Genomic DNA, 12,465 nt, shown 5'->3' on the forward strand with positions numbered 1-12,465 from the left:
CCACCGGCTCAGGCCGGTTCACCGGCGCGGCGACCTCATCCGCGACGGCTCTCCGCCCGGTGCCCCAACAGGGTGGTGGCGATGGTCACTTGGGCGGGATCGAGGGCGGTCTCGCCGTCCTCGATGTCCCACAGGGCGTTCTGGAGCACCCGGCCGAGCGTCCAGCCGACCGCCCGCCGCCGGTCCACTCCGACGGCCTCGGTCAGCACGTCGAAGCGGCGGAGCACCGCACGCGGTACGTCACCGGTGGCCACCACCTCCTCCCACCGGTTGTGCAGCGCGGGCAGCAGCTCGAACCCGGGGTCCCCGGCGATCGGTTCGGGGTCGATGACCAGCCAGGGCTCCCGTTCCCCGGCCAGCACGTTGTCGTAGTGCAGATCCCAGTGCAGCAGCCGGTCCCCCGGTTCACCGGTCAGCTCGGCGACGGCGGACGCGCAGGTGCGCACCAGCCGCCGTTCATCGGGGTCGCTCAGCGCCGCGATGGCCCGTGGCGCCTCGTCGAGCATGGCGGTGGCGATGCCGGACAGCCCGCGCACCCCCTCCGGGGCGGGGACGGCGACCAGACGGGCCAGCAGTCCGGCCAGAACGCACAGCGCCTCGTGGTCATCGGAGACCGAGGACAACGGACGGTCGGCGTCCAGCCGTTCCAGTAGCTGGGTGCCGCTCTCCTCGTCGTGGCCGAGCAGCCGCACCACGCCCCGGCCACGCCACGCGCGCAGTCCGGCGGGAACACCGGCGGTCTCCTCCCGGAGGCGCTGGAGCTTGAGGACGGCCGGGGTGCCGTCGTCCTGGCGGACGGGGAGGACCAGCGAGGCCATACCGTGCGCGGGCGGGCCGTCCGGCCGCAGCGCCCAGCGGTCCAGGAACTCATCGCCCAGCCGGGGCAGTCGGGCCAGCCAGGCCCGTTCCTCGGGGCCGTGGGCGCCGTAGGACGCGATGAACGCGTCGGGGACGTCGAAGCGGGTCGACGTGGTCATGGGGAAGCTCTCCTTCGTGGTGTCCGGAACCCGGGAGCGCGCACCGGCGGAGCCGGGTCGCCGGAATCGGCGTGCGACGGACGAAGGAGTCGGCGGGGGTGCCCGCGGCGCGGGCAGGCGTCACAGCATGTCTTCCACCTTACCCACCCCCGCCCCCGCGCAACTCCCCTGCGCGGTCAGGCGAAAAGGGCAGGAGAATCCCACCGGGTGCGCACCATAATCAGCGCCATGAGTGACCAGCCATCCCCCGTACATGCCCTGCTCGTCATCGATATGCAGACCGCCTTCGTCTCCGGTCCCGAGGCCGTACCGGCCGCCGCGGGACTGCTCGAACGCGTCTCGGACCTGCTGCACCGGGCGCGGGCCGCCGGGGCGCTGGTGGTCCATCTGCAGAACGACGGGCCGCGAGGCGAGCCGGACGAGCCGGGGACACCGGGCTGGGAGCTGTTCCTGCCGGTGGTGGAGGGGCCGCGGGAGGTCGTGGTCCGCAAGGCGGAGGACGACGGTTTCCACGGGACGCCGCTGGCGGAGTTGCTGACCGGGGCGGGGGTGCGGGAGCTCGCGGTGTGCGGGGTGATGTCCGAGATGTGTGTGAGCGCCACGGCGCGCACCGCGCTGGAGCGGGACCACCGGGTGGTCCTGCCGCACGACGCCCACGCCACGTACGACGTTCCCGGGGTGGCGGGTGTCTGTGCGGCGGTCCCGGCCGCGCTGGCGTCACGGGCGGCCGAATGGGCGCTGGGGGACGAGATCGAGCTCGTGCCGCGGGCCGCCGATGTCACCTTCGGCACCTCCCCGGGGACGGCCGTGGCAACGGTGATCGAGGGGCGCGCCGTCCGGCTGCGCCGCGCGGTGCCCGGGGACGCGGAGCGGTTCCGGGAGATCCTCGGCCATCCGGCCGTGGCCCGCTGGTGGGGGGACGCGCACGAGGAGGCGGCGGAGGCGTGTGATCCGCCGGAGGGTGTCCGCGGCTACGCCATCGAATCCGGGGGCACGGTGGTGGGGCTGATCCAGTCCTGCGAGGAGAACACCCCCGAGTACCGCAGCGCGGGGCTGGACATCGCGGTCCACGCGGACTGGCACGGGCGGGGCATCGGGGGCGAGGCCCTCCACACGCTCGCCCGCCATCTGATCGAGGTGGCCGGACACCACCGGCTGACCATCGATCCGGCGGTGGACAACGAGCGGGCGATCCGGCTCTACCGCCGGCTCGGCTTCCGGCCGGTGGGTGTCATGCGGCAGTACGAGCGGCGCCCGGACGGCACCCTGCGCGACGGACTGCTGATGGATCTGCTCGCCGCCGACCTGGTGGCACCGGACCACCCCTGACCACGGGCGGGGCCGGACGGGCCGGCCGCGGATCCGGCCGGACCGCGGTCAGCCCGGGACGTCGTCCCACTGGTCGAGCAGATCCTCCTCGTCCAGCGGCGGGGCGGCCACACCGGTCAGGGGCAGCTCAGCCCAGATGATCTTCCCGTTGGGGGTGTAGCGGGTGCCCCAGCGCTGGGCGAACTGGGCCACCAGGAACAGCCCGCGTCCGCCCTCGTCGGTCGTGGCCGCACGGCGCAGATGCGGTGAGGTGCTGCTGCTGTCGGACACCTCCACGATCAGGCTGCGGCCGCGCAGCAGCCTGACCCGGATGGGGTCGGAGCCGTAGCGGATGGCGTTGGTGACCAGTTCGCTGAGGATGAGCTCGGTGGTGAAGCCGACCTCCTCCAGTCCCCATCCGGCCAGCCGGCGGTCGGCCTCGGTGCGGATCCGGGGGACGGCGGCGGGGTCGGAGGGGATGTCCCACTCGGCCACCGCATGCGGATCCAGCAGCCGGGTGCGGGCGATCAGCAGGGCGATGTCATCGCTGGGGTGCGGGGAGGCCATGGTCTCGAAGACCGCCTGGCAGGTCCGCTCGGGACTGCGCTCGGGGTACCCGGCCAGGGTGGCCTTGAGCATGTCGAGCCCGGCGTCGACATCGCGGCCGCGGTCCTCGATGAGGCCGTCGGTGTAGAGCACCAGCCGGGTGGCCTCGGACAGCCGCAGCTCGGCGGTCTCGACGGGCTCACCACCCAGGCCGAGCGGCGGGGCGAGCGGGACCTCGGGGAAGGTCACCGTGCCGTCGGGGTGGGCCACGGCCGGGCCGGGGTGGCCCGCCCGCGCCATCGTGCAGTGTCCGGTGACCGGGTCGTAGATGGCGTACAGACAGGTGGCGCCGGTGATGGCCGGGGCGTCGTTGTCCTCGGCGGCCTGGTCCTGGTCGAAACGGGTCACCAGTTCGTCGAGGTGGCCGAGCAGCTCGTCGGGCGGCAGGTCGAGCGCGGAGAAGTTGTGCACGGCGGTGCGCAGCCGCCCCATGGTGGCGGCGGCGTGCAGACCGTGGCCGACCACGTCGCCGACGACGAGGGCGACCCGGGCTCCGGGCAGCGGGATGACGTCGAACCAGTCACCGCCGACCCCGGCCTGGGCGGGCAGATAGCGGTGGGCCACCTCCAGGGCGTCCTGCTCGGGCAGACCCTGGGGCAGCATGCTGCGCTGGAGGGTGACGGCCATGGCGTGCTCACGCGTGTAGCGGCGGGCATTGTCGATGGCCACGGCGGCGCGGGCGACAAGCTCTTCGGTGAGCGCCACGTCCTCCTCGTCGAAGGGCTCGGCCTTCTCGGAGCGCCAGAAGGTGGCCAGCCCCAGGGTGACGTCCCGGGCCCGCAGCGGAACGGTGATCATCGAGTGGATGCCGTAGTCGACGATCCGCGCGGCCTGCTCGGGGTCCTGCACCTGCCAGCCGCCGAAGGCGCGCAGATCCGCCTCCAGCACCGGTCGTCCGGCGCCGAAGCCGAACGCCTGGGGCGCACCGCTGACGTAGGTGATCAGCTTGCCGATGCGCCACAGCGGGTGATCGGGCCGGACGCCGCTGGTGGCGGTGCGGCGCATGACACTGCCCGCGGGTTCATTGCCGCGCATCACGGGTTCCACCAGATCGACGGTGGCGTAGTCGGCGAACCACGGGACCGCGAACTCGGTGAGCTCCTCGGCGGTCCGGACGATGTCCAGGGTGCTGCCGATCTTCGCACCGGAGTCGTAGAGCAGCCGCAGCCGCTTCTCGGCCACCTCGGCCTTGCCGGACAGATCGCGCAGCTCGGTGGTGTCGCGCACGGTGGTGACGGTGCCGGACTGGCCGCCCTCCCAGCCGGTGGGCCGCTGGTTGACCGCCAGCAGCCGGTCCCCGGCCAGATGCACCTCGTCGGTGGCCAGCCGCCCGGAGCTGAGCAGCTCCTCGGTGCGCGGATCCAGGCCCAGCCCGGAGACATGGCGGCCCTCGGCATCCGGGGGGAGGTCCAGCAGCCGCCGGGCCTCGTCGTTGGCCAGCACCAGACGGCCCTGGTCGTCGACGATCAGCACGCCTTCGCGCACGGAGTGGAGCACCGCGTCATGGTGCTCGTACATCCGCATCATCTGGGCCGGGCCCAGTCCGCGGGTCTGGCGCCGCAGCCGCCCGCCGACCAGTGCGGTGCCTCCGGTGGCGAGGGCGAGGGCACCGGCGGCGGTGCCGAACACCAGGGGAAGCTGGTGCTTGACCCGGCCGCTGACGTCCTTGGCGGTCATCCCCGCGCAGACCACGCCCACGACCTTCCCGTCGGCCGCGCGGATGGGGACGGTGGCCTGCACCTCACGGCCGAGGGGGCCGTCCACGGTCTCGGTGACCACCTTGCCCCGGACGGCGGGCTGCCAGTCGGCGACGACCTCCTTGCCGATGTACTGCGGCAGGGGGTGGGTGTAGCGGATGCCGTGCGTGTTCGCCGCCACGACGAAGTCCAGGCCGGCCCGTTCGCGGGCCATCTCGGCCCGGGGCTGGAGCACCGCGCTGGGGTTGCTGGAGGTCATGGCCGTCGCGGTGCCGGGTGAGGTGGCGAAGGTCTGGGCGACGGCGGTGGAGCGGTTGATGGCTTCCTGTTCGCTGTCGTTGCGCGCCTGGAGGACCAGGGCCACCGTCGCGACGACGATGAGCACGACGACGAGGACCACCTGTACGGCGAAGACCTGCCCGGCGATGCTGCGCATGCCCAGCAGTGAGCGGAGGCGCCGCCGGGAGGGGACGTGCCCGGACCGCCTCGATCGACCGAAAAATCCGATCACCCCCTATTCCTAACACTTCCGCCAGCGGGAGGTGAGGGGTTCGGGGAGTCGGATCGCGGGGGTCCGCTCAGCGAGACGATCCTTTCACACGGCGCGTTCGCCCCCGTGCGGTGGGTGTGCGCCCACCGGGCCGCAGGTGGCGGCCCGGTGGCGCGGGGTGCTTCCGGGGTGACGCGCAGCGATCAGAGGAAGCTGACGTTCTGGGCGAGGGCCAGCCGGCTGGAGTAGTTGATGGTGTTGGTCGCCGGACGCATATAGGCGCGCCAGGCGTCGGAGCCGGACTCCCGTCCGCCACCGGTCTCCTTCTCCCCGCCGAAGGCCCCGCCGATCTCGGCTCCGGAGGTGCCGATGTTGACGTTGGCGATCCCGCAGTCGGAGCCCTCAGCGGACAGGAAGTACTCGGCCTCCTGCTGGTCGCGGGTGAAGATGCTGGACGACAGGCCCTGGGGGACGTCGTTGTGGAGCGCCACGGCCTCTTCGAGGGTGTCGTAGGTCAGGACGTAGAGGACGGGTGCGAAGGTCTCCTCGCGGACGACGGGCGTCTGCGCGTCGACGCGGACGATCGCCGGTTCGACGTAACCGGCGCGCGGTGCACGGTCGGCCAGCCGCCGTTCGCCGCCGACCAGCAGGGTGCCGCCCTCGGCCTGTGCGCGGTCCAGGGCGTCGCGCATGGTGTCGAGCGATCCGGTGGAGATCAGCGGGCCGACGAGGGTGCCCTCGTCGAACGGGTCGCCGATGGGCAGCTTGCGGTAGGCGGCGGTCAGCCGGTCGACCAGGGTGTCGGCGATGTCGCGGTGGACGATCAGCCGCCGCAGGGTGGTGCAGCGCTGTCCGGCGGTGCCCGCGGCGGCGAAGACGATGCCCTGGACGGCGAGGTCGAGGTCGGCCGACGGCGCGACGACGGCCGCGTTGTTGCCGCCCAGCTCCAGCAGGGTGCGGCCGAACCGGGCGGCCACCCGGGGGCCGACCTCGCGGCCCATCCGGGTCGAGCCGGTGGCGCTGACGAGGGCCACCCGCGGGTCGTCGACCAGCCGCTCACCGATCGCGCGGTCGCCGAGCAGCAGCCGGTGCACATCGCGCGGGGCCCCGGTGTCCTCGGCGGCCCGCGCCAGCAGCCGGTCACAGGCCAGCGAGATCAGCGGGGTGAGCTCGGAGGGCTTCCAGATCACGGTGTCACCGCAGGCCAGGGCGACGGCGGTGTTCCACGACCAGACGGCGGCGGGGAAGTTGAACGCGGAGATCACCCCGACCACGCCGAGCGGGTGCCAGGTCTCGGCGAGCCGGTGTCCGGGGCGTTCGGAGGCGATGGTGCGGCCGTAGAGCTGGCGGGACAGCCCGACCGCGAAGTCGCAGATGTCGATCATCTCCTGGACCTCGCCCAGCGCCTCGGAGCGGATCTTGCCCGCCTCGATGGTGATGAGGTCGGCCAGATCGCTCTTGTGGTCGCGCAGCAGCTCACCGAGGCGGCGGACGAGTTCACCGCGGCGCGGGGCGGGGGTGGCGCGCCAGGTGAGGAAGGCGGTGCGGGCGGCTTCGAGCGCCTCCTCGGTCTCGGCCTCGGTGGCGGCGGCGAGCCCGAAGAGGTCCTCACCGGTGATGGGGGTGCGGGCGTGGAGGTCACTGCCCTCGGTGGGGGTGACGCCGACCCGGCGCAGGCTCGTCAGGGCACGCTCGCGCAGGGCCTCGGTGGTGGGAAGGGCGGGGGTGGTCATGGTGCTCCCTGGTGGTGTCGGGGTGGTCGGGTGGTCGATCGCTCGGGGTACGAAGGGGCGCGGGACGGCCGGGCCCGGTCAGCGGGGCGCGGTGAGCAGGTCCAGCTCCCGGGCGACCCGGTCGAGGGACTGGTTCTGCTGCCGCTCGTAGAGGGCGTAGGGGTCCAGGACCTCGCGTCCGATGGCGCCGGAGAGCCAGGCGCTGTCGTAGGCGGCGCCCTCGTGCTCGGTGTTCCTGGTGCCCTCACCGCTGAGGTTGGACTGGAAGATCCCGGCCGCGGAGCGGGGCAGGAAGTCCTCGTAGACGATGGGCTCGGCGCGCACCCAGCCCTGGTCCAGGAGTTCGCCGAGGGTGGTGGGCGCGGGGCCGGACGGGCGGTCCGCGGCGGCGTGGTAGGTGAAGTAGCCCAGACCGCGCCGGGCCAGTTCGGCCTCGCTGCCGGGGAAGTCCTCGGTCCACAGGGCGCGGGCCAGCTCACCGCGGTCGGCGGCGGGGTGCTGGGCGGCCTGTTCGTCCGTCCGGGCCAGCAGGGCGTCGTAGCGGGCGCGGCCCTCCCGGGTCAGGGCGATGCCGCGCGCTTCGACCTCGCCGAACCGGACCCGCAGGGCGCCGCTGGTGACACTGCCGTCGGGGGCGCGCAGCGCGCGGGGTTCGGCCAGGGCGCGGAAGGAGGTCTGGCGCAGCAGGACGTCGGGGCCGCTCCAGCGCGGGGGGCCCTGGATGGTGTCGATCATCTCGATCCCGCGCTCGGTCATCCGCCGGTACAGCTCGTCGATGTCCAGCACCCGGGGGGTGAGGTGGTTGATGTGGGTGCTGCGGACACCGCCGATGTCGGCGGCGACGGCGGAGACCTTCTCCAGCGTCTCGTACCAGCCGCGGTCGATGGGTTCGTGGGACAGCTCGAAGGACCGGACCGCGAGCCGGAGGAAGCGTTCGGCGTCCTCGTCGGGGAGTCCGCGGTCGGCCGCCGCGCGGTCGGCGAGGGTGAGCAGCTCCGGCGGGAAGAGCGTGCGGGAGGCGAGGAAGGTCTCCAGCCGGGCCCGCAGTGCGGCGTCGAAGAACCGGGGGTCGGCGGGGGTGAGCATGGAGGTGAAGACGCGGAAGGGGTTGCGCGCCAGTTCCTCGCCGTCGACGGGGCGGAAGGCGGTGGAGACGACGGGGACGGCGCTGGCGGCGGCTTCGCGCAGATCGTAGAAGCCGACGGGGTGCATCCCGAGCGCACCGAAGACCCGGGCGACCTGTTCCAGTTCCGCCGGGGTGCCGACCCGGATGGCGCCGTGCCGTTCGGCGGTGACGCGGCTGATGGAGCCGAGGCGTTCGGCACCCGCGCCCTCGGCGCGCAGCACGTCCTCGTTCACCTCGTGGGAGACGTCCACGAGGGTGGTGTAGGCGGGGACTTCCTGGCCGTACATGTCCGAGAGCCGCCTCGCGAACGCGGCTCGAAGCTGCCACTGGCTGATCATGTGCGGGGCTGCCTTTCGGTCGGGGTCGGGTGCGGATGCGTCACCGTGGTGCGGGGTTCACACCACATGGGCCTCGGGGCGGGTCTCGGCGCCGCTGGTGAACCGGTCGGCTCCGAACGGGGTGATGTCCACGCAGGGTTCCCGTTCCAGGTGCAGATCGCGCACGATCTCGCCGACCGCGGGGGCCTGGAGGAAGCCGTGGCCGGAGAAGCCGGTGGCGTAGAGGAAGTTGCCGACCTCGGTGGAGCGGCCGATGAGCGCGTTGTGGTCGGGGGTCACCTCGTAGAGCCCGGCCCATCCCCCGGCGATCTCCATATCGGCCAGCTCAGGGGCGAGCAGCCGGACGCGCTCCCGGAACAGCTCCAGCCACTCGGGGGTCCAGGTGGTGTCGAAGCCGTCGGGCTGGCCGGGGTCGGCGAGGCCGAGCAGCAGACCGTCATCGCTGTTGTGGAAGTACGCCGAGGAGGAGAAGTCGATGGTGAACGGGATACGGGGGGCGGCGCACGGGGCGGTGAAGGCGAGTTGGCGGCGGACCGGGCGGACCGGGAGGCCGACCCCGACCATGTCGCCGATCCCGGCGGACCAGGCGCCCGCGGCACAGACCACGGTGGCGCAGGAGATGGTGCCGCGGTCGGTGTGCACGGCGGTGACCCGGTCACCGGTGGTGTCCATCCCGGTGACGGTGGTCCCGGTGGCGAAGGTGACTCCCGCGCGGGCGGCGGCGGTGGCGTAGCCGTGGACGACCAGACCGGGGCGGGCATGGCCGTCCTGCGGTGAGTGGACGGCGGCCAGCACGCGGTCGGTGGTCACGTACGGGCACAGTTGCCGGGCCTCGGCGGGGCCGATCACCCGGCTGGGGACGCCCAGGGCGTTCTGGACGGCCACGCATCGTTCGAAGTCGGCCACCTGCCGCTCGTCGGTGAGCAGGAAGAGGTAGCCGACGGTGTCGAGCCGGATGTCCGCGCCGGGGCGGCGGGGGAAGTCCTGGTAGGCGCGCAGACTGCGGCTGCCCAGTTCGATGTTGAGGGGGTCGGAGAACTGGGCGCGGACGCCGCCGATCGGTTTGCCCGAGCTGCCGCTCGCCAGCTCGGCGCGTTCGACGACGACGATGCGCCGCACGCCCGCTTCGGCGAGGTGGAAGGCGACGGAGGCGCCCATGACGCCGCCGCCGATGATCACGACATCTGCGGTGGCGGGGACGGTGCCGCGGGTGGGTGAGATGGACAAGGGCCGATCCCTCCAATGGCCGGTGCCGGGGCCCGGGGACAGTGTCCGCGCGGGGTGCGGCAGGGGCAGTGGTGCGATTGCTCGAGGTGCTGATCAGCTGGCTGCCCGTCATCGTGGCCCACCTCGACCGTTGACGTCTATGAACGATGAGTGCGGCTTTTCTTTTAGGATCTGTATATGGACTGGACGAGTGCCCAGTTGCGGTCACTGGTGGAGCTGACCCGGCGCGGCACCATCACGGCGGTCGCGGAGGCCCTGGGATACACCCCCGGTGGGGTGTCCCAGCAGATCGCCGCGCTGGAGCGGGCCACCGGGATGGAGCTGCTGCACCGGGTCGGACGGCGGGTGGAGCTCACCGACGCGGGGGTGACACTGGCCCGCCACGCCGAGCGGATCCTGGCCACCGAGGCGGAGGCGGTCGAGGCGCTGGAGCGGTCCCGCAACGAGGTGTCCGGGGTGCTGTCGGTGGGCCTGTTCGCCACCGCGGCGGCCGAGATCCTGCCGCTGGCGCTGCGCCGGGCGCGGCTCAGCCATCCGGAGCTGACGGTGCACAGCCGCGACATGGACGTGGACGAGGTGTACGACGCGGTCGCCACCGGTGGTGTGGACCTGGCGCTGGGCCTGGACTATCCGGATGTGCCGATCCCCCGTGATCCGGCGCTGCGGGTGATGCAGCTCTACCGGGAGCGGTTCTCGCTCGCGGTGCCGACCGGGACGATGCCCGGCCGCGCGGTGGTGGGTCTGGCGGACACCCAGGGGCTGGGCTGGATCCTGCCGTCGGCGGAGAGCTACTACGGGCGCGCGGTGCGCACCGCCTGCCGACGGGCGGGGATCGAGCCCGATGTGCGCCATGTGGTGACGGACACCGCGGCGACCCTGGCCCTGGTGGAGGCGGGCATCGGGGTGAGCACCGTGACGGATCTGATGCTCAGGCTGCGTGCCTCGCGGTTCGACGTGGTGGAGCTGAGGGAGCGGGTGGAGCGTCACATCGTGGTGGTGTTCCGGTCCTCGGCCGAACGCCGGCCCACGGTGTCCGCGCTGGTCGAGGTGTTGCGGGCGGTGGCCGCCGACCGGGGCGCCGGCCGGGGCTGAGGGGGCCGTGGCCGAGGCGGTCCGCCACCGGCCCGGCCGCCCGGGCGCGGGCGGTGCATCAGGACCCCTTGGTCTCAGGGCCGCAAGGTGTCGCGCTGCCACGTCTTTTGCGGGCGGCGGGTCGTGGGCGAGGGTTCCGGCCAGTGGTGACCCACGCCACGACGCCGGGCCGTCGTGCCCGTCGTTGCCTGACAGGGAGCGATCGATGTCCCCCGCCAACACACCGAAGCCGCCGCGGTCGGCGCTGCTGGGCAGCGGACCGCAGGGAATCTTCCGGCGCACACTCCCCTCCGAACAGCCCGGGGGCGAACGCATGGTGCGCACCCTGGGCCTCACCCAGCTCACGATGATCGGCATCGGCGCCATCATCGGGGCCGGGATCTTCAGCCTGGCCGCGGCCGTGGCCCGTGATGTGGCCGGTCCGGCGGTGCTGATCTCGTTCCTGGTGGCGGGGGCGGCGTCGCTGTGCGCGGCGTTCGCCTACGCCGAGTTCGCGGGCATGGTCCCCAAGGCGGGCTCCTCCTACACCTACTGCGCCGCGGTCCTGGGGGAGGTCGTGGGCTGGATCGTGGGCTGGGATCTGCTGCTGGAGTACACCGCCATCGTGGCGGTGGTGGCCATCGGGATGTCGGGCTATCTGGGGTTCCTGCTGGACGCGGTCGGCATCCATCTGCCGACGTGGGCGCTGGGCGCGCCCGGCACCGGCTCGGGGCACCGGATCGACCTGCTGGCGGTGGCGATCTGTCTGGGTGTGGCCTGGCTGCTGACCCGCGGCACCCGTACCTCGGCCCGGGTGGAGACGGTGCTGACCATCGTGAAGATCGCCATCGTGCTGGTGGTGATCGTGGTCGGGTTCACCAAGGTGGACTCCGGCAACCTGCATCCGTTCGCCCCGTTCGGCCTCGGCGGTGCGTTCACCGGGGCGGCGACCGTGTTCTTCGCGGTGTTCGGCTATGACGCGCTGAGCACGGCCGCGGAGGAGTCGGTGGAGGCCCGCAGCAAGCTGCCGAAGGCGATGATGCTGTCGCTGGCCGTCTCGATGGTGCTCTACGTCCTGGTGTGCGTCGTGCTCACCGGGATGCAGCACTACAGCGAGCTCAACCCCAGCAGCGGTATCTCCAGCGCCTTCCAGAGCGTGGGCCTGAGCGGACTGGCCAATGTGATCGCGGTCGGCGCGGTCATCGGCATCGTCACGGTGACGTTCTCGTTCATGATGGGCGCCGCCCGGCTGTGGTACGCGCTCAGCCGGGACGGGCTGATGCCCGCGTGGTTCGGTGCCATCCACCCCAAGCGCAAGGTGCCGCACCGGGCCACTTGGCTGATCGGCATCGTCTCCGCGGTGCTGGCCGGACTGCTGCCCATCAACGCGGTGGCCGAACTGACCAATATCGGAGTGCTGCTGGCGTTCGTCGTGGTGTCCGCCTCGGTGCTGGTCCTGCGCTACCGCAAGCCGCAGCTGACCCGCTCGTTCCGGTGTCCGGGGATGCCGGTGGTTCCGGTGCTGGGCATCGTGTTCTCCATCTGGCTGATGTCCTTCCTCCAGTGGGAGACCTGGGTGCGGCTGGGCTGCTGGCTGGTGGTGGGGCTGGTGCTGTACGCCGCGTACGGATACCGCCGTACCCGTCAGGTGATGCCGGGCGGTTCGGTGGACCTGGACGCGCTGGAGCACATGTCCGACACCGATGACATCGATGACACCGGAGCGCATGGTGACAGCGGCGGGGACACCGCCCCGGCCACGGCGCGCTAGGGTCCGTCTTCAAAGGGGGCGTCCGGCCGCGACCGGCGTCTGGTGCAGGGGGCACCTCCCAGCGGTAGCTGGGGGCGGCTCGCAAGGCGGAGGATCGCCCTCGTACTGGGCGTACTTGGGC

8 protein-coding genes and 1 pseudogene are annotated in these 12,465 nt (G+C 72.6%); 4 read left to right on the plus strand and 5 right to left on the minus strand.

Annotated features, from left to right (window positions below):
• Positions 1 to 35: 35 nt before the first annotated feature.
• Positions 36 to 977 (minus strand): aminoglycoside phosphotransferase family protein, encoded by a 942-nt coding sequence (locus NMK44_RS33735; protein ID WP_254750305.1) that lies wholly within the window; start codon positions 975 to 977, stop codon positions 36 to 38.
• A gap of 228 nt (positions 978 to 1,205) precedes the next feature.
• On the opposite strand from NMK44_RS33735, the pseudogene NMK44_RS33740 reads away from it, so the two are divergent.
• Together NMK44_RS33740 and NMK44_RS33745 are read left to right on the plus strand one after the other, a co-directional pair.
• A pseudogene (locus NMK44_RS33740) lies at positions 1,206 to 1,772 on the plus strand (isochorismatase family protein); the annotation flags it as partial.
• Positions 1,773 to 1,829: 57 nt separating this feature from the next.
• Complete coding sequence (locus tag NMK44_RS33745; protein ID WP_254750333.1) at positions 1,830 to 2,306, plus strand: GNAT family N-acetyltransferase; 477 nt, start codon at positions 1,830 to 1,832, stop codon at positions 2,304 to 2,306.
• A gap of 48 nt (positions 2,307 to 2,354) precedes the next feature.
• On the opposite strand, the gene NMK44_RS33750 is transcribed toward NMK44_RS33745, so the two are convergent.
• The 4 genes from NMK44_RS33750 to NMK44_RS33765 all read right to left on the minus strand — a co-directional run bounded on the left by NMK44_RS33750 (position 2,355) and on the right by NMK44_RS33765 (position 9,502).
• Positions 2,355 to 5,024, minus strand: coding sequence for a SpoIIE family protein phosphatase (locus NMK44_RS33750; protein WP_254750307.1), 2,670 nt, complete (start codon positions 5,022 to 5,024; stop codon positions 2,355 to 2,357).
• A 257-nt stretch (positions 5,025 to 5,281) separates the two neighbouring features.
• Positions 5,282 to 6,811 carry an L-piperidine-6-carboxylate dehydrogenase gene (gene amaB / locus NMK44_RS33755; protein WP_254750309.1) on the minus strand — a complete coding sequence of 510 codons (1,530 nt, stop codon included), beginning with the start codon at positions 6,809 to 6,811 and terminating at the stop codon, positions 5,282 to 5,284.
• A 78-nt stretch (positions 6,812 to 6,889) separates the two neighbouring features.
• On the minus strand, positions 6,890 to 8,275 hold the full coding sequence (gene hglS, locus NMK44_RS33760; RefSeq protein ID WP_254750311.1) for a 2-oxoadipate dioxygenase/decarboxylase: 1,386 nt from the start codon (positions 8,273 to 8,275) through the stop codon (positions 6,890 to 6,892).
• Positions 8,276 to 8,332: 57 nt separating this feature from the next.
• On the minus strand, positions 8,333 to 9,502 hold the full coding sequence (locus NMK44_RS33765; protein ID WP_254750313.1) for an NAD(P)/FAD-dependent oxidoreductase: 1,170 nt from the start codon (positions 9,500 to 9,502) through the stop codon (positions 8,333 to 8,335).
• 177 nt (positions 9,503 to 9,679) lie between these two features.
• On the opposite strand from NMK44_RS33765, the gene NMK44_RS33770 reads away from it, so the two are divergent.
• Complete coding sequence (locus tag NMK44_RS33770; RefSeq protein WP_254750315.1) at positions 9,680 to 10,594, plus strand: LysR family transcriptional regulator; 915 nt, start codon at positions 9,680 to 9,682, stop codon at positions 10,592 to 10,594.
• A 313-nt stretch (positions 10,595 to 10,907) separates the two neighbouring features.
• Entirely contained in the window at positions 10,908 to 12,344 is a 1,437-nt protein-coding gene (locus NMK44_RS33775; RefSeq protein ID WP_254750335.1) for an amino acid permease, read from the plus strand.
• Positions 12,345 to 12,465 lie beyond the last annotated feature (121 nt).

This window comes from Streptomyces cucumeris (assembly GCF_024295805.1).
Classification (GTDB): domain Bacteria; phylum Actinomycetota; class Actinomycetes; order Streptomycetales; family Streptomycetaceae; genus Streptomyces; species Streptomyces cucumeris.

Coding starts and splice junctions, on each gene's coding strand:
- NMK44_RS33775 (WP_254750335.1), top strand. CDS start 10,908: ATGGTGCGCACCCTGGGCCTCACCCAGCTCACGATGATCGGCATCGGC.
- amaB (WP_254750309.1), bottom strand. CDS start 6,811: ATGACCACCCCCGCCCTTCCCACCACCGAGGCCCTGCGCGAGCGTGCC.
- NMK44_RS33735 (WP_254750305.1), bottom strand. CDS start 977: ATGACCACGTCGACCCGCTTCGACGTCCCCGACGCGTTCATCGCGTCC.
- hglS (WP_254750311.1), bottom strand. CDS start 8,275: ATGATCAGCCAGTGGCAGCTTCGAGCCGCGTTCGCGAGGCGGCTCTCG.
- NMK44_RS33750 (WP_254750307.1), bottom strand. CDS start 5,024: ATGCGCAGCATCGCCGGGCAGGTCTTCGCCGTACAGGTGGTCCTCGTC.
- NMK44_RS33770 (WP_254750315.1), top strand. CDS start 9,680: ATGGACTGGACGAGTGCCCAGTTGCGGTCACTGGTGGAGCTGACCCGG.